Origin of the sequence: Qipengyuania profundimaris (genome assembly GCF_030717945.1) — a bacterium.
In the GTDB taxonomy this organism is placed as follows: Bacteria; Pseudomonadota; Alphaproteobacteria; order Sphingomonadales; family Sphingomonadaceae; genus Qipengyuania; species Qipengyuania profundimaris.
Genome location: NZ_JAVAIM010000001.1, coordinates 2,566,500 through 2,583,630 on the forward strand (window position 1 = coordinate 2,566,500; position 17,131 = coordinate 2,583,630).

A 17,131-nucleotide genomic window follows, 5' to 3' on the forward strand; every position below is an offset into this window, starting at 1 on the left:
ATGACCTCCCCCATCCGCACCGAACGCCATGACAACGTCCTCGTCGTCATCTCCGACAATCCGCCGGTCAATGCACTCGGCCAGGCCGTGCGTGCCGGTCTCAAGGACGCCATCGAGGAAGCCATGTCCGACGATGCGATCGAAGCGGTCGTCATCCGCTGCGACGGGCGCACCTTCTTTGCCGGGGCGGACATTACCGAATTCGGCAAGCCGCCGGTCGGCCCCAACCTTCCCGAAACGCTCGATGCAATGGAAGCGAGCGACAAGCCGGTGGTCGCCGCGATCCACGGGACGGCGCTGGGCGGCGGCTGCGAAGTCGCGCTGGCCTGCCACTACCGCGTCGCCGTGCCGAGCGCGAAGCTGGGCCTGCCCGAAGTGAAGCTCGGCCTGATCCCGGGCGCGGCCGGAACCCAACGCCTGCCGCGGCTGGTCGGCGCCGAAGCCGCCCTGCCCCTCGTGGTCGGCGGCAATCCGATCTCGGCCAGGAAAGCGCAAGGCATCGGACTGGTCGACGAAATCGTCGGCGAGGACAATCTGGAAGCCGACGCGATTGCGTTCGCGAAATCGAAAATCGGCCAGCCGGTCCCCCGCGCCTCGGAGGGCACTGCGAATGAAGACGGCCTGCGCGATCCCGACCTGTTCGATCGCTTCCGCGCCAGCCAGGCGCGCAAGATCCGCGGCTTCGATGCGCCCAATGCGGCGATCGAGGCAGTCAAAGCGGCAGGCACCATGTCCTATGCCGAGGGCGTGAAGAAAGAGCGCGAACTTTTCACGGAATTGATGTCGGGCACGCAGAGCGCGGCGATGCGGCATTATTTCTTCGCCGAACGCGCTGCCAACAAGATCGACGACGTGCCGAAGGACACGTCACTGATCCCGATCAGGAAGGTCGGCGTCATCGGAGCCGGCACAATGGGCGGCGGCATCTCGATGAACTTTCTCTCTGCCGGCATCCCGGTGACGATCCTCGAGATGAGCCAGGACGCGCTCGACCGTGGCACCGCGACGATGCGCAAGAATTACGAGAACACCGCGAAGAAGGGCCGCATGACGGGTGAGCAGGTCGAACAGGCGATGGGCCTGCTGACTCCGACGCTCGACTATGCCGACCTCGCCGATTGCGACCTCGTGATCGAAGCGGTTTACGAGAGCATGGACGTCAAGAAAGAGGTGTTCGGCAAGCTCGACGAAGTGGTCAAGCAAGGCGCGATCCTCGCCTCCAATACCAGCTATCTCGACGTGAACGAGATCGCGGCAGCGACGCAGCGCCCGGGCTACGTGGTCGGGATGCACTTCTTCTCGCCTGCGAATATCATGAAGTTGCTGGAGGTCGTGCGCGGCGAAAAGACCCGCGACGATGTGCTGGCGACGGTGATGAAGCTGTCTAAAACGATCGGCAAGGTCGCAGCAGTATCGGGAGTATGTCCGGGCTTCATCGGCAACCGCATGCTGTCGAAGCGGCAGGAGCAGGCCAATGCGCTGATCATGGAGGGCGCGAACTATTGGGAGGTGGACGAGGTCCTGCTGGATTTCGGCTTTCCGATGGGCCCGTTCCAGATGGGCGATCTGGCCGGCATCGACATCGGCTGGCACCGCGACCCGAGCAAGGTCACGACCGTGCGCGAGGCCCTCTGTGCCGTGGGCCGCTTCGGGCAGAAGGCAGGCAAGGGTTTCTACGATTACGACGAGGCACGCCAGCGGACCCCTTCCGACGAAGTGAAACAGATCATCGCCGACTTCGCGGCAAAGGAAGGCAAGGAACAGCGCGAGATTTCGAAGGACGAAATTCGCGAGCGCCTGCTCTACCCCATGGTCAACGAAGGGGCGAAGATCCTGGAGGAGGGCATGGCCCAGCGCGCCAGCGACATCGATGTCGTTTGGATCAACGGGTATGGCTGGCCCCTCTACACCGGCGGGCCGATGTTCTGGGCTCAGACCATCGGCCTCGACACGGTCGTCGAGGGGCTGGAAAAGCATGACTTGCCGGTCAGCAACTATTTGCGCGAGCGCGCCGCCGGCTCCGGCAAATTCGACTAGGCACAAGCCAGCTCTGCGACATTTTTGAAACGCTGGTACGTAAATCGGTCGATGGATAACGCCGTTCGTCCGACTTTCGTTGACATCGCTGGCGAAGGAAGCTTTTCACCCACGAGAGAGCGGCGCGCCCCCGAATGCGCCATGAAGAGAGAGGAAACCTATGAAGAAGTTCGGTTTACGCCATCATTGTGCTTTCGGTGCGATTGCCGGAGCGCTCGCCTGCATGCCCGCAGCAGCGCTGGCTCAGGACGTTGCGACCACCAGCACCGATGATGCCGACCTGGTCGACAATGCGGATGTCGAGGATGGCAATGTCATCATCGTGACCGCGCAGGGCCGCCAGCAGGTCCTGTCCGACGTGCCGGTCGCCGTTTCCGCGGTGTCCGCCGAAACGCTCGAGCGATCCGGCGTGGCCGACATTCGCGACCTCAACCAGGTTGCCCCCTCGCTGCTGGTTTCTTCGACGGGTAACGAAGCGAACGGTTCGGCGCGTATCCGCGGCATCGGTACCGTCGGCGACAACCCCGGCCTCGAAAGCTCGGTCGCTGTCTTCGTCGACGGCGTCTATCGCTCGCGTTCGGGCAACGTCCTTTCCGAACTCGGCCCGCTCGACCGTGTGGAAATCCTGCGCGGCCCGCAGGGCACTCTCGGTGGCCGCAACTCTTCGGCCGGCCTGATCAACATCTACACCGCCCCGCCCGAGTTCACCTTCTCCGGCTACGGCGCCTTCACCTACGGCAATTACGACGCGATCAAGGTCGAGGCCGGCATCAATGCGCCGCTCAGCGACACGATTGCCGCCCGTATCGATGGCGTTTATTTCGAGCGTGACGGTTTCTACAACGATGTTGTCAACGACGTGCGCGTCAACGACCGCGACCGCTATCTCGTCCGCGCGCAGGCGCTGTTCGAGCCGCGCGACGGCGTGACCTTCCGCCTCGTCGGCGACTATTCGAAGAAAGACGAAGCCTGCTGCGCCGCCACCTTCGTGCAGCCGGAATTCGCTCCGCTCGCGCGCGTCGCGCCCGACCTCAGCCCGTTCACCCGACCCAATGGTGGCCCGGCGCTGACCAGCCCGGCAAACCCGATCATCGGTGTGCTGCTGGGCCTTGGCCAGGATCCGCGCGCCCTTACGCAGTCGACCTTCGACCGCGACATCTATGTCACCCCCGGTCGCAGCTACGAAGGCGAGACCGAGGACTGGGGCATCTCCGGCGAACTCAACTGGGAGTTCGGCAACGTCACCCTGACCTCGATCACCGGCTATCGCGAATATTCCAACTTCCAGGGCTCGGACACCGACTACACCCAGGCCGACCTGATCTACCGTGCACCGGGACCGAATGCCGGCGCGCGTGAATTTAAGACCTTCACGCAGGAACTGCGCCTCAACGGCACGGTGTTCAACGACCGTCTCGACTGGCTCGTGGGCGCATATTACGCCAACGAAAAGCTCGAAACGCGTGACAACCTGCGCTTCGGCGACGACTACGGCACGTTCGCCAATTGCCGCATCGCGATCGCCATCAATCCGGCGCTGGTGAACCCGGCCGCTGACAATTGCCTCGGCGCCAATGTCGCCGCGCTGGACGGTACGCTGACCGGCACGCCGGCTTTCGGCCCTGCGACGCCGCTCATCCTTGCCGGCATCAACAATCTGGCACAGGTCCGCGACCTCGGCAGCACGGGCGATGTGTACAACCAGACCAGCGAAAACTTCGCTGTCTTCACGCACAACATCTTCCACATCACCGATCGTCTCGATCTCACCCTCGGCCTTCGGTATACGAACGAAACCAAGGATTTCGACGCCGCCTTCAGCAATGACAATGTCATCTGTCCGCAGAACCGAGCGCTGCTGAGCGGTCTTCTCGCGACCCCGCTGGCGGGTCTTGCTGGTGGCCTGATCTCGCTCAGCTGTCAGGGCAACTCGACCAGCGAACTCGACGGCGTAACGCTCAGCGATACGCGCGACGAGGACGAGCTGACCGGTACTGCCATCCTCAGCTACAAACCGACCGACGACCTGCTGGTCTACGGCTCCTACTCCAAGGGCTACAAGGCCGGTGGCTTCAACCTCGACCGTTCGGCGCTCGCAGTGCCGGTGGCGTTCAACGTCGATACGCTCGACCCGGCTGCCTTGCAGTTCGATGCCGAAACCGTCGACGCCTACGAAATCGGTCTGAAGTATGCCGCGCGCAAGTGGGGCTTCAGCCTGGCGGCGTTCCGTCAGGAATTCTCGAACTTCCAGCTGAATACGTTCAACGGGTCGGTCTTCCTGGTCCAGAACGTCAATGGCTGCGACAACGACCTTGGCGGCGGCGATCGTGACGGCGATGCCGCGACCGGCGCCTGTGCGACGGACAATGTGGCACCGGGCGTGATTGCGCAGGGCGTGGAATTCGAAACCTCGCTCAGCCCGATCCGCGACCTGACCATGACCATGGGCATCACTTATTCGGATACCAGCTACGAGGACAATCTCGTGGGTACCGACGACGGCGCCCCGCTGGATCCGGCCCTGCGCCTGCTTCCGGGTGACAATCTGTCGAACGCACCCGAAGTGACCGCGACCGCCTCGCTCAGCTGGACCCCGCCGATCGGCAATTCCGGCCTGTCGGGCCTGTTCTTCATCAACGCGCGCACGACCGGTGACTACAACACCGGTTCGGACCTGCTCTACGGCAAGGAACAGGACAGCTACACGCTGGTGAACGGCCGGATCGGCATCACCGGGCCGGACCGGGCCTGGGGTGTAGAGGTCTGGGCGAACAATCTGTTCGATGTGGACTACACGCAGGTGGCGTTCAACACGCCGTTCGTGGCTCCGCAGCAGACCTACTCGGCCTTCCTTGCCGAACCGCGGACTTATGGCATCACGGTTCGCGCCGGCTTCTAAACAAGGCGAGAAGAGAAACTTATAAGGCCCGGCATCACGCGATGCCGGGCCTTTTCTTTTACCCTACGCCCAGCGCAGGCTAAACTGAGGACTGGTCTACCCAGTGCCTTGCTTTGAAATATGGGTATGCCAGTTGAAACTGAGCTGGAAGAAAATTACGCCGAAAGCTTGACTCCCGAAAGAATTCGTAATTCACTTTCGAGTGGAGGGTACGTGCGAAACGCGCGACCCGAGAGGGAGAGAGATTATGAAGCTTGGTTTGCGCCACACGTGCGCCTTCGGTGCGCTTGCAATTTCCACTCTGACAGCAGCGCCCGCGATGGCACAGCAGGCCCCCGAAACCGCCGGTGCCAACGAGGATGACGATCGGATCGTCGTCACCGGCTCTTTCATCCGCGGCACACCTGAAGACGCAGCACTGCCGGTCGATGTATTCACAGCCGACGATCTGGCAGAGCAAGGCGTCGACAGCCCGCTTGAGTTCATCAAGGAACTGCCTTCGGTCGGTGCTTCGCTCGGCGATACCAACCAGTTTTCAACCGATGCGCAAGGGTTCCAGGGCGTCGGTTCTCTCAACCTTCGCGGGCTCGGCCCGCAGCGCACGCTTGTCCTCGTCAATGGCAAGCGCACGATCCAGTCGCCGGGCTCGGGCTTTGTCGATACCCAGCTCATCCCGCTGTTCGCGCTCGAACGTATCGAGATCCTGAAGGACGGCGCGGCCGCAACCTACGGTTCTGATGCGATTGCGGGCGTGGCCAACTTCATCACCCGTTCGAATTTTACCGGCGTGGAAGTTCAGGCGGATTACAACTTCATCGACGGATCGGACGACAATTACAGCATCAGCGGCCTCGTCGGTCTGGAACTTGGCGACGATGCCAATCTCGTGTTCGGCGCGGGCTGGCAGCATCGCTCCGAGCTCGGGACGTTCGAACGCGATTTCGTGAATGTCGGATATGAAACCAACCCGTCGGCCTATTCGGCGTTAGCAACACCCGGCCTCTTCGCCGCGACCTATTTCGACACCACGACCGGTGCGCTCGACACACGCATCGCGCGGGATGTCGGATGTGAGGAACTAGGCGGCACAATTGCGATCGGCCGCTGCTATTTCACATACGTCCCGTTCGACAATATTACCGAAGACGAGGATCGCTACCAGGTTTTCGGCCAGTTCACTGCCGATCTCGCCGATAACATCCGGTTCCAAGTGGATGGTATGTGGTCGCGCAGCGATTTGGAATCGCTGAACTATTCGCCGGCCTTCCCGCCCACACAAGGCCCGCGCGGTTCGGGCTTCGTGAGCGCCTTCACCACCTCTCCTAACAACCCCGGCGTTTCGGCCTTCCTCGACCAGGTCGGCCTGCCGCAGAGCTCCGCGGCGCTACCACTCGTGGCGGTAACGAATGTGCTCTATCGTCCGTTCGGCTTCCTCGGCAATCCGCGCGACCCCGATCGCGGCGCCGGCACCGGCTTCGCTTCTAACGACGCCTGGCGCATCAGCGGCGGCTTCGACTGGGATATCAATCCCTCGCTGCGTCTCGAAGTGGATGGCACCTATTGGGAATCGCGCCGCACCTTCTTTGCCCCAGGCATTGTCGGCTCGCGCCTGCAGGCCGCGCTCAACGGTTTCGGCGGTCCGGACTGCACCGGCACTACGCCGGGCGCGAACGGCTGCCAGTATTTCAATCCCTTCGTCAACGCCGGACCGGGCAATGGCACTTACAATATCGACAACCCGTTTTACGTACCCGGTGCAGAAAACAGCGAAGAGCTGGTCGCATGGTTGCAAGTGCCCAACGGCACGCGCGAGTACGAGCAGCAGGTCGTGCTCGACCTCGTCCTATCGGGTGAGACGGGCATCGAATTCAGTGGCGGCCCGCTGGCTTTTGCTGTCGGCGCGCAGGTGCGCGACAATGAATACAGCACTCGCCCGCTCAACGATGAATCCAACGTCGACATCAATCCGTGTTTCATCGAGGGGGATACGAGCTGCGTCGGCACCAGCACGGAAGGCGTCGGTCCGTTCATCTTCCTTGGCGGTTCGCGGCCCGCCCGGCTTTCGCAGAGCGTCTATGCATTTTTCGGCGAGCTGAACGCGCCGATCACCGACCGTATCGAGCTGGCCGCCGCCATTCGCTTCGAGGATTACGGTGATCCGATCGGTTCGACCATCAACCCGAAGGGTTCGCTTCGGTTCGAGGCGACCGACTGGCTGACCCTGCGCGGTTCGGTCGGCACCACCTTCCGCGGCCCGCTGGCTTCCAACGTCTCACCGAATTTTGTGACTGCGCTAGAAGGTTTCACCGCGGCGGGCGGAAACTACAAGTCGAAGGATATCTTCGGTAATCCGACCAACCTCGAACCGGAAACCGCCTTCACCTGGAACGTGGGTGCGATCTTCGATGCCCCCCTGGGCGGTGCGGACCTGACCTTCTCGGTCGATTACTGGTCGATCGATCTGGAAGATCGGATCACGACCACACCGGGCAATGCGATCGCCAGCCTCGTCGGCAACAACCAGACCACCGGCACCCTGCCGGTCGACTGCTCGAGCCCTTTGGTCAATCTGATCACCTTCTCCGGCAATCAGTGTATCCAGGGGACGACCACCGGCCTCGACATCAGCCGCGTTCGGACCGACTTCGTGAATGGGCCTGACGTCAAGGTGTCGGGCCTCGACTTCGCGCTGAACGTCTCCGTACCGGTAAGCGACAATGCGACGCTCTCCTTCGGGGGGAACGCGGTATACAACCTCGAATACAAGTTCGATGATTTTGTCGTGCAGGACGTGGTCGTTCTGGAAGCCTATGACGCAGTCGGCCTCGGTAACTACTTCCGCGATCCGAACACCGTCCCGGAATGGCGCGCCAATGCGTTCGCCAACCTGCGGTTCGGCCCGTTCAACGCTCGTTACTCGCTGGTCCATATCGACGGTGTGACCGATGACCGCTGCGTGAATGCGGACGGTTCGTTCCGCGATCCGTGCTTCTCCACGGCGGACGGTCAGGGGACCAACTTCGGTGTCGAAAGCGGGTCCTATACCCAGCACGACCTTGCACTAACCTACGATCTGGAGCTGGCCGGGGCCGACTTGCAAGTTCAGGCCGCGATCGAAAACTTCACCGATGCCGAACCGGCCGAGGCGCAGCTGCCGCTGAGCTTCAACCCGTTCATTGGCAATGCGATCGGGCGCAACTATCGCCTCGGCATTCGCGCCCGGTTCTGAGCCGCGCCAGCCAGACCAGAAAGAAGGGCCCGGGGCGTGACGCCTCGGGCCTTTTGCTTTGCTAGCTAAAGTAATTGTGCTCAGGGCAAATCGCTGCCGCCGAGTGCCTGCCATAACAGCACCCGCGCACGCTGGACCCGGCCCGCAGCGGCAGCAGCGCGTTCGCCGCTCGCATCGGCGGCCCGGCGGGCCTCCAGCACGATGAGAAAGTCCGACAGACCAGCCTCGTAGCGTGTGTTCGCGAGGCGCGCAGCACGCGCCAGTTCGGCAGCTTCGCGCGCCGCTGCTTCCGCCTCGGCAGCCGCGCCCGAGGCAACGCCATAGCCCGCCTCGGCATCGCCCAGAGCCGTATAAACCGCGCCGCGATAGGCCTGGAACGCCGCCTGCTTTTCGGCCGCTGCACCGTCGATCTCCGCCTCGATCCTGCCGAAGTCGAGCAGCGGCCCCGCCACGGAGCCCGCCAGCGAACCGACCAGCGATTCCTCGTCGAACAGATCGGCGAGATTGAAGGTTAGCAGGCCGATGACGGCGGACAGGTCGAACGTCGGAAAACGCCGCCGCGCGGTCGCGGCAAGCTCCGCATCCTCTGCCGCCAGGGTCGAGGCCGCTGCGAGGACATCAGGCCGATTGATCAGTAAGCTCGACGGGAGACTTGCCGGGACCGCGTCGATTCGAGGGGGCGGTGCCGCCTGTACAAGCGCGGCGCGGACCAGCTGCGCGCTCTGCGCCGTCAGCGTGACCAGCCTTCCGACCAGGCGACTGCGCTCCCCTGCCAGCGCGGCTAGGCGGCTGCGCGAAGCGCTCGCCGCGCTTTCCGCCCGCACGCGGTCGAAGCCCGGTGCGATGCCCGCCCGTTCGCGCACGGCTGCCAGCCGCGCCAGATCCTCGGCGGCGGCAAGGTCGGAGCGGATCGCCTCCTCGCGACCCGACAGGGTGCGCCAGTCGATCACGCTCGCCGCGATCTCTGCCAGCAACGCATTGCGCACGCCGCGCGCCGATGCGGTGGCGGCATCCACACGCGCCAGCGCCGCGCGCTCCTGTGCCCGCAAACGGTCGAAGATGTCGGGGTCCCAGCGGGCGGTCAAATTGGCGGCATAGGACACCCGTTCGGTATCGAAGGCGATGCCGGGCGGGAGGTCGGATCCGAATTGCGAGGGATTGGTGCGCTGCCCGGTGACCGAAGCATTTGCGCCGATGGACGGTAGTCGCTCGGCCACGGCGCGGTCGGCGCCCGCACGTGCCTGCTCGATACGCGCAGCAGCCTCGCCCAGTGTGGGCGAGCCGGCGAGCGCCTGCGCGGCGAGCGTGTCGAATGCCGGGTCTTCGACCGGGAGTAGTGCCGAAAGCGTCACCTCTGTCGTCGCGTTCGGCGCATAGAAGTAGGCCTCGGGCAAGGCCGGAGCGGGCGTCGCGACTTCGGGCGGCGGTCCCGCCACGCAGCCTGCCAGCGCCAAGGCGCTCGCCACACACAAGAGCGAATGACGGATCATTCCGCGTCACCCTGCGCGCCGGAGCCTGCCGGAATATAGGCGTCGACCTGCTGGCCGACGCGGAAGAGGCCATTACTCTCCGGCAGTTCGTAAAGCACCTGCAGGACGCGCACATCGACGCGTTCCTGTGCCGAATTGGTGAGCGAACGCTTGGGAACGACCAACGGCTCGGCACGAACGAAGCTGGCCTTCACCCGGCGCTCGGCCGCACCGCGCGGGCTGACGATTGCGTCCGCGCCCATTGCGACGCGTGCCGCCTGCTCTTCGTCGATATCGATGCGGACATAGAGGGGCTGCGTCTGGCCCATTTCGATAAAGGGCTGCGCGTTCCCGCCGCCCATCGTGGATACATATTCGCCCTTGCGAATGTTCACTGCGAGGATCTCGCCGGCGATCGGTGCGCGGACGGTCAGGCGACCGATTTCGGTCTGCGCCGAGTTTGCGCGGGCCTGCGCGGCCTCCAGCCGGGCGCGAGCCAGCCGCAGGCGTTCGTTCGCCGATGCCGCCTCGCCCTCGGCCCGGATGACTTCCGCGCGGCTGACGGCGGCCGGATCGTCGATATTGCGATAGAGCGCCAGTTGGCGGCTCGCCGTCGCGCGTGCCGTGTTCGCCTCGGCAATGGAGGCTTGCGCTTCGGCAATCGCCGCTCGTGCTTCCTGCAAGGATGCACGGGCTGCACGGTCATCGACAGTGAAGAGCACTTGTCCTTCCGTGACACGATCGCCGGGCTGGACGAAGAGCCCGGTCACCAGTCCCGAAAGTGCCGACCCGATCTGCACCAGTTCGCTGGACGGCTCGACGATGCCCGCCCCTGCCACTCGCGAGGATTCCGCCATGGCATCGGGTGCGCGCGGCGGTTCGCGGTCGGGCTCGGTCAGTTCGCGGTCGGGCAGGCCGAAGAAGATGAAGATCACGGCCGCCACCAGCCCGATGATGGCGATCACCGGTAGTATCTGGCGCGAGAAGCTCATGTTCCTGAAGTCGAATGCCATGTCAGTGTCCTTCCGGCATCTCGCTGCCGTCATGCGTAATGCGGCCGTCCTCGAGCACGAGGATGCGGTCGGCGAGGTCGAAAACGCGGTTGTCGTGAGTCACGATGATGCAGGCGCGATCCTCCGCGACCGCGACTTCGCGCAGCAGATCCATGACCTTCCGCCCGGAGGCGGCATCGAGCGCGGCAGTCGGTTCATCGCAGACCACCAGGCGGGGTTCGTGAACGAGGGCGCGGGCAATGGCGACGCGTTGCTGCTGACCGCCTGATAGCTGGCTCGGCAGCTTGTCCGCCTGATCGCCGATATTCAGCTTTTCCAGCATGGCGACGGCCTTCTCGCGCGCCTCGAGACGATCCATCCCCTGCGCGATCAATGGAACGGCGGCGTTGTTGGCCGCATCGATCGACGGGATCAGATTGTACTGCTGGAAAATGAAGCCGATATTGTTGAGGCGGAATTCGACGAGCTCGGTATCGGAGAGATCATAGATGTCGGTGCCGAATACCTTCACCTCGCCCTCGGTCGGCCACAGGATGCCGCACATGATCGAGATCAGCGTCGTTTTACCCGAGCCGCTCTCGCCGACCACATAGGTGAGCTCGCCGGCGCGGATATCGACATCGATGCCGTGCAGCACCGTGATGGTCTGCTGGCCCGCCTTGAAGTCGCGCGTCACTCCGCGCGAGCAGATCGCTGCCTGCGCCGTGGTGGTAGTCTGAGTATCGATCTCGGCCATCAGCGGAACACCGACGCCGGCTCAGTCTTGAGCACATTGCGCAGCGCCAGCCAGCCGGTCAGCGCGAGGATGACGAATACCGCCGCCATGCTAATGAGCGGGATCTGCCAGGGGATGTAGAAACCCTTGAAAGTCGGGTTGCCAGAGAAGCCCCAGATGAAGAACACCGTGCCGAGCACGCCCAGCCCGTAACCGATCAGCCCTACGAGACCCGCTTGCGCCGCAACCATCTTGCGGATCTTCCCATTGGTCACGCCGATCGCCTTAAGCGCACCGAACTGCTTGATATTGTCGCGGATGAAGAGACTGAACGTTAGCCCGACGATCGCTACGCCGACTATGAAGCCGAGCAGCACCGTAATCCCGAAGTTGAGCGGAATCCCGGTGTTCTGGATGATGAAATCGACGCCGTCCTGCGCAAACTCCTCGCGGGTTCGGGCGCGCAGGCCGGTCTGTTCCTCGATACGCCGGGTTAGCTCCTCGGGCGAGACGCCGTGCTCCGCCCCGACCAACACGAAGGACAGGCGATTGCGCGTGCCTGGGACATAACGCAGCGCCTGGCTGTATTTGGTGTAGAGCGTGACCTGGCTGGTAAAGCTGGGGATGGCATCGGCCACGCCGCGGATCACCGCGCGCTGGTCGTTGAGCTCCAGCCGCTCGCCGATGGGAGAGCGGCCGTCCTCGAACATCCGCGTTACGCCGACATCGTCGATGATCACGCTGTCCGGTTGCGAGAGCACGTCGATGCTGCCCTGCGCCATCCGCTTGGGCAGGCCGATCAGAGTCGCATCATCCACGCCGATCACCGACACGCCTTCGAGATCGCCCTCGCTCGTGCGGACGCTGGCCCCGGCGCGAAGATGCGGCACCGCCCATTCGACGCCGGTCACGCCGCGCACCTTGTCCAGCGCAGTCGACGGCATGGGAAAATTGACGTCGGTAGTGCGGCTGACCGGGTCCATGACCCAGACGTCGGCGCTCGAAACATTGTATGTGCCGCTCGCCCCGCGCTCGATCAGGTTGACGAAAATGGTCAGCTGCTGCGTGATGAGCAACGTCGAGAAGGCGATACCGAAAACGAGCCCGTAGAACTTCTGGGCGTCCCCGGTCAGCATGCGGATCGCGATCCAGATCATGCGTTTGCTTGCCTTCCCTTTGCGACTCGTCCATTACTGAACGCAGGCGTTCAACTGAACGGGACCGTTCACTTTGTCAAGCGACGTTAACAAGAGAGGGGGGCGGCCCGTCGATGCCGCGAAGCGCGAGGCGATTATCGTCGCGGCGACGCGCGCCTTCTTCGATCGCGGATTCGCCGCCGCCTCGATCGAGCAGGTTGCCGCCGATGCGGGCGTGTCTAAAGTGACGGTCTACAACCACTTCGGGGACAAGCGCGGGCTGTTCGTCGCCTCGGTCGAAACGCAGTGCGAAATGATGCGCGGCCATTTTTCGATCGGAGAAATGCCGCGCGGCACCTTGCGCGAACGCCTGCTTGCCATCGGCGAGGCAATGGTCGCCTTCCTCTCGCGCGACGAGATGGTGCAGTTCGAACGACGTATTGCCGCCGAGACGGAGCATGAGCCGGAAATCGGCAAAGCCTTCCTCGCTGCCGGGCCGCATCGGATGAAGAAGGCTTTCAGCGCGCTGATCTCCGCGCTCAACGAAGCGGGCGAGTTGCGGGTCGACGATCCGGAGCTAGCTGCCGAACAGTTCGCCGCGATGTGCAAGGGCATGGGCGACCTTGACCGGCGCTTCGGCCAGCCCATCGACGAAAAGCGCAATCGCGAGCGGATCGAGGGCGCGGTCGAAGTTTTCTGCCGCGCCTATGCGACTGCGGGCGACTGCTAGTCGCGCTGCTCCTGGAGCAAGCCCCGCGCAATCACCTGCGCCTGAATTTCTGCAGCGCCTTCGAAAATGTTGAGAATGCGCGCATCGCATAGCACCCGGCTGATCGGGTATTCGAGCGCGTAGCCATTGCCACCGTGGATCTGCACCGCATTATCGGCAGCACTCCAAGCGACGCGGGCGGCCAGAAGTTTCGCCATGCCGGCCTCGATATCGCAGCGCTCGCCCTTGTCCTTGTGACGCGCGGCGGAATAAGTGAGCTCGCGCGCAACCACGATTTCGGCGAGCATCAGCGCGAGCTTGTCCGACACGCGCGGAAACTCGATCAGCGGCTTGCCGAATTGCTTGCGGTCGAGCGCATATTGCAAGCCGAGGTCGAACGCATTCCATGCAACCCCGATGGCCCGCGCGGCCGTCTGGATGCGAGCCCCTTCGAAAGTCCGCATGAGCTGCTTGAAGCCCTCGCCCTCCTTGCCGCCGAGCAGGCCATCGGCGCGCACGCGAAAGCCATCGAAGCCGAGTGTGTATTCCTTCATCCCGCGATAGCCGAGAACCTCGATCTCCTCGCCGGAGAGTCCGTGGTCAGGAAAGTCGAGGCCCTCTGCGCCGCGCGTTTTCTCGGCGATCAGCATCGACAGCCCGCCATAGCCGGGCTCCTCGGGATCGGTGCGGACCATCATTGTCATGATGTCGGCACGCGCGGCGTGAGTAATCCACGTCTTCGCGCCGTGTACTTCCCAGCTGCCATCCTCGATCCGTTTTGCCCGCGTGCGGACCGACGCGAGGTCGGAGCCGGTATCGGGTTCGGTGAACACCGCGGTCGGCAGGAGCGAACCGTCGGCGATGCCCGGCAGCCAGCGCGCCTTCTGTTCTGCCGTCCCGTTCTTCCCAATCAGTTCCCCCGCGATTTCCGAGCGCGTGCCGAGCGAGCCGGCACAAATCCACCCGCGCGAAAGCTCCTCCGACACGACCGACATCGCAAGTTTTCCGAGGCCGAGACCACCGTACTCCTCGTCGATGCAGATCGCGAACACGCCGAGTTCGGCCATCTGCTCGACAGTCTTCAATGGGATAAGTTCGTCCGCACTATGCCAGCTTTGAGCGTTCGGCGTAATTTTGGCGGCAGTGAATGTGCGGAACTGGGTACGGATCAGGTCGAGCGTCTCATCACCCAGCCCTTCGTCGGGTCGCGAGCCGTCCGCTGCAAGCGCAGCAAGCCGGGCGCGCTTTGCTGCGGTATTCCCTTCGCGCAAGAACCACGCGACATGGGGATCGTCGCGTAGCTTGGCTGCCGCGTCCCCAGCACCGAAGTCCTCCGGCCTGACGATTTCGGTCTGGCTCATCGGAAGGCCGCCGACGAGCTGGCCGCAATATTCTCCGAACGCGATGGACAGCACCAACTCTTCGACCTCACCGAAACACTCGCAAGCGTGCGCGCGCCGTGCCCAGTCGAGGCCGGCCTCGAGCGCTGCGACGAGGGTCGCAGCCCAAGCGTAACCATGCGCCCGGCGTTGTTCTGCCTCCAGCAGTGCAGGCGACACCCGGCCGTCCTCGCGCACCGCTGCTCCTACCCGTTCACGCCACGCATCGATGTAGCGCTCTAGTGCTGCGTGCGCCGCTGTCGCTTTGGCAGGGAGATCGTCGTCACTCATCGCCAGACTCTCCCTCTCGCTGCCAGTCGCCGCTTGCGCCGCCCACCTTGCTGTCTACCCGGACCGCGCCCATCACCATGTCGCGGTCGATCGCCTTGAGCATGTCGTAGACCGTCAGACCCGCGACCGTCGCTGCGGTAAGGGCTTCCATTTCGACCCCGGTCGGCCCGGTAGTGACCACACTCGCGGCGATATGGAAGCCTGGCAGATCGGGGGCTGCCCGGACCGTGACCTCGGCTTTTGCCAGTGGAAGCGGATGGCAGAGCGGAATGAGATCGGCAGTCCGCTTTGCCGCCATCACGCCGGCGAGTTCCGCAGTCGAGATTACCGCGCCCTTCGGTGTGCGGCCGGCAACGACCGCATCGACGGTTGCTCGCTGGCATGTCAGCACGGCGCTGGCCTTTGCCTCGCGCCGGGTCGTCGGCTTGGCAGAGACATCGACCATGCGTGCCCTGCCAGTTTCGTCTAGATGAGTGAGCCCTGTCATCGTCACGCACCCTGCCCCGCCTCGCGCTCCGCGCCAAGCCTTTGTGCCTCTGTAAACGACAAAACCCCGCCGCTCCGGAAGGAGCTAGCGGGGTCTATCGGGTGATACTGGTTGCGGGGGTTGGATTTGAACCAACGACCTTCAGGTTATGAGCCTGACGAGCTACCGGACTGCTCCACCCCGCGGCACCGTGATCTCGTGGACCGAGTCCAGAGACGAAAAAGCCGCCGCGCGGTGTGCACCGGCAGCGGCTTTTGAAATCGTGAATGGGTTTATACCGCGCCCGCCGGCTATAATGCCTGGCGACGACCTACTCTTCCAGTGCTTGAGCACTAGTACCATCGGCGCTGTCCGGTTTCACGGCCGAGTTCGAGATGGGATCGGGTGGGTCACAGACGCTATAGCCACCAAGCAATAAAGCAGGCGGGCGGGTTTAAATCGATGCTGTTGAGCTTTCTGGGCTTATCCGGCTTCGAAGTTTCCTCCGATCGCAGACAGCAGAGCTGTCGTTGATGGTATGGATCCTACAAGCGCGAAAAGAACTATTAGGACCGGTTAGCTACACGCATTACTGCGCTTCCACACCCGGCCTATCAACGTCGTGGTCTACGACGGTTCGAAGATTGCTTATCTTAAGGGAGGCTTCCCGCTTAGATGCTTTCAGCGGTTATCCCGTCCGTACATAGCTACCCTGCGGCACCCTTGGCAGGATGACAGGTACACCAGAGGTACGTTCACCCCGGTCCTCTCGTACTAGGGGCAACTCCTTTCAACAATCGACGCCCACGGCAGATAGGGACCAAACTGTCTCGCGACGTTCTGAACCCAGCTCACGTACCACTTTAATTGGCGAACAGCCAAACCCTTGGGACCTGCTCCAGCCCCAGGATGTGATGAGCCGACATCGAGGTGCCAAACGATTCCGTCGATATGAGCTCTTGGGAATCATCAGCCTGTTATCCCCGGCGTACCTTTTATCCGTTGAGCGATGGCCCTTCCACGAGGGACCACCGGATCACTATGACCGACTTTCGTCTCTGCTCGACTCGTCAGTCTCGCAGTCAGGCAGGCTTATGCCATTGCACTCTTGCAGACGGTTTCCAACCGTCCTGAGCCTACCATCGCGCGCCTCCGTTACTCTTTAGGAGGCGACCGCCCCAGTCAAACTACCCGCCACAGAGGGTCCCTACACCGGATAACGGTGCGAGGTTAGACATCAGAAAACAGCAGGGTGGTATTTCACCTATGGCTCCACGACAGCTGGCGCCGTCGCTTCAAAGCCTCCCACCTATGCTACACAACTCTTTCCTAATGCCACTCTGAAGCTGCAGTAAAGGTGCACGGGGTCTTTCCGTCTAACCGCGGGTACTCCGCATCTTCACGGAGAATTCAATTTCGCTGAGCATATCCTGGAGACAGTGGGGAAGTCGTTACGCCATTCGTGCAGGTCGGAACTTACCCGACAAGGAATTTCGCTACCTTAGGACCGTTATAGTTACGGCCGCCGTTTACTCGGGCTTCAATTCGGAGCTTGCACTCCTCCTCTTAACCTTCGAGCACCGGGCAGGCGTCACACCCTATACGTCGTCTTGAAGCCGACTTAGCAGAGTGCTGTGTTTTTGCTAAACAGTCGCTACCCCCTGGCCTGTGCCCCCCACAAAGACTTGCGTCGATATGGGGCCTCCTTCTTCCGAAGGTACGGAGGCAATTTGCCGAGTTCCTTCAGGATACTTCTCTCAAGCGCCTTGGTATACTCTACCTGACCAC

Annotated in this window: 10 protein-coding genes, 1 tRNA gene and 2 rRNA genes (1 of these 13 running past the window's edge); 4 read left to right on the plus strand and 9 right to left on the minus strand. The window is 62.9% G+C overall.

The annotated features are described in order from the left end of the window. The 3 genes from Q9K02_RS12655 to Q9K02_RS12665 all read left to right on the plus strand — a co-directional run bounded on the left by Q9K02_RS12655 (position 1) and on the right by Q9K02_RS12665 (position 8,165). Positions 1–2,037 (plus strand): 3-hydroxyacyl-CoA dehydrogenase NAD-binding domain-containing protein, encoded by a 2,037-nt coding sequence (locus Q9K02_RS12655; protein ID WP_305933221.1) that lies wholly within the window; start codon positions 1–3, stop codon positions 2,035–2,037. A 160-nt stretch (positions 2,038–2,197) separates the two neighbouring features. Beyond that, positions 2,198–4,936, plus strand: a complete 2,739-nt coding sequence (locus Q9K02_RS12660; RefSeq protein WP_305933222.1) for a TonB-dependent receptor — start codon at positions 2,198–2,200, stop codon at positions 4,934–4,936. 319 nt (positions 4,937–5,255) lie between these two features. Then, positions 5,256–8,165, plus strand: coding sequence for a TonB-dependent receptor domain-containing protein (locus Q9K02_RS12665; RefSeq protein WP_305933223.1), 2,910 nt, complete (start codon positions 5,256–5,258; stop codon positions 8,163–8,165). Between the two features lie 80 nt (positions 8,166–8,245). Here Q9K02_RS12665 and Q9K02_RS12670 read toward each other — a convergent pair whose 3' ends face one another. The 4 genes from Q9K02_RS12670 to Q9K02_RS12685 are packed head-to-tail and all read right to left on the minus strand — an operon-like array spanning position 8,246 to position 12,519. Further along, the gene (locus Q9K02_RS12670) at positions 8,246–9,655 is read right to left on the minus strand and encodes an efflux transporter outer membrane subunit (protein WP_305933224.1); all 1,410 of its coding nucleotides are present in this window, start codon (positions 9,653–9,655) and stop codon (positions 8,246–8,248) included. Continuing rightward, on the minus strand, positions 9,652–10,647 hold the full coding sequence (locus Q9K02_RS12675) for an efflux RND transporter periplasmic adaptor subunit (RefSeq protein WP_305933225.1): 996 nt from the start codon (positions 10,645–10,647) through the stop codon (positions 9,652–9,654). The genes Q9K02_RS12670 and Q9K02_RS12675 overlap by 4 nt, the downstream gene beginning before the upstream one ends. Position 10,648: 1 nt before the next feature. Beyond that, positions 10,649–11,383 carry an ABC transporter ATP-binding protein gene (locus tag Q9K02_RS12680; protein WP_305933226.1) on the minus strand — a complete coding sequence of 245 codons (735 nt, stop codon included), beginning with the start codon at positions 11,381–11,383 and terminating at the stop codon, positions 10,649–10,651. After that, positions 11,383–12,519, minus strand: coding sequence for an ABC transporter permease (locus Q9K02_RS12685; protein WP_305933227.1), 1,137 nt, complete (start codon positions 12,517–12,519; stop codon positions 11,383–11,385). Before Q9K02_RS12685 ends, Q9K02_RS12680 begins: the two co-directional genes overlap by 1 nt. A 73-nt stretch (positions 12,520–12,592) precedes the next feature. Between Q9K02_RS12685 and Q9K02_RS12690 the strand changes: the two genes are divergently transcribed. Beyond that, the gene (locus tag Q9K02_RS12690; protein ID WP_305933228.1) at positions 12,593–13,228 is read left to right on the plus strand and encodes a TetR/AcrR family transcriptional regulator; all 636 of its coding nucleotides are present in this window, start codon (positions 12,593–12,595) and stop codon (positions 13,226–13,228) included. On the opposite strand, the gene Q9K02_RS12695 is transcribed toward Q9K02_RS12690, so the two are convergent. From Q9K02_RS12695 to Q9K02_RS12715, 5 genes are all read right to left on the minus strand, one after another. Next, positions 13,225–14,877, minus strand: a complete 1,653-nt coding sequence (locus Q9K02_RS12695; protein WP_305933229.1) for an acyl-CoA dehydrogenase family protein — start codon at positions 14,875–14,877, stop codon at positions 13,225–13,227. The genes Q9K02_RS12690 and Q9K02_RS12695 overlap by 4 nt on opposite strands. Beyond that, positions 14,870–15,364 (minus strand): cyclic pyranopterin monophosphate synthase MoaC, encoded by a 495-nt coding sequence (moaC, locus tag Q9K02_RS12700; RefSeq protein WP_305933230.1) that lies wholly within the window; start codon positions 15,362–15,364, stop codon positions 14,870–14,872. Before moaC ends, Q9K02_RS12695 begins: the two co-directional genes overlap by 8 nt. A 108-nt stretch (positions 15,365–15,472) precedes the next feature. Further along, a tRNA-Met gene (locus Q9K02_RS12705) sits at positions 15,473–15,549 on the minus strand. Positions 15,550–15,661: 112 nt separating this feature from the next. Next, positions 15,662–15,776, minus strand: a 5S ribosomal RNA gene (gene rrf / locus Q9K02_RS12710). 113 nt (positions 15,777–15,889) lie between these two features. After that, positions 15,890–17,131, minus strand: a 23S ribosomal RNA gene (locus Q9K02_RS12715); it runs 1,546 nt beyond the window's last position.

Bases quoted from the DNA above. Each gene is read 5' to 3' on its own strand.
- Q9K02_RS12655 (WP_305933221.1), top strand. From the start codon at position 1: ATGACCTCCCCCATCCGCACCGAACGCCATGACAACGTCCTCGTCGTC.
- Q9K02_RS12695 (WP_305933229.1), bottom strand. From the start codon at position 14,877: ATGAGTGACGACGATCTCCCTGCCAAAGCGACAGCGGCGCACGCAGCA.
- Q9K02_RS12660 (WP_305933222.1), top strand. From the start codon at position 2,198: ATGAAGAAGTTCGGTTTACGCCATCATTGTGCTTTCGGTGCGATTGCC.
- moaC (WP_305933230.1), bottom strand. From the start codon at position 15,364: ATGACAGGGCTCACTCATCTAGACGAAACTGGCAGGGCACGCATGGTC.
- Q9K02_RS12670 (WP_305933224.1), bottom strand. From the start codon at position 9,655: ATGATCCGTCATTCGCTCTTGTGTGTGGCGAGCGCCTTGGCGCTGGCA.
- Q9K02_RS12665 (WP_305933223.1), top strand. From the start codon at position 5,256: ATGGCACAGCAGGCCCCCGAAACCGCCGGTGCCAACGAGGATGACGAT.
- Q9K02_RS12680 (WP_305933226.1), bottom strand. From the start codon at position 11,383: ATGGCCGAGATCGATACTCAGACTACCACCACGGCGCAGGCAGCGATC.
- Q9K02_RS12675 (WP_305933225.1), bottom strand. From the start codon at position 10,647: ATGGCATTCGACTTCAGGAACATGAGCTTCTCGCGCCAGATACTACCG.
- Q9K02_RS12685 (WP_305933227.1), bottom strand. From the start codon at position 12,519: ATGATCTGGATCGCGATCCGCATGCTGACCGGGGACGCCCAGAAGTTC.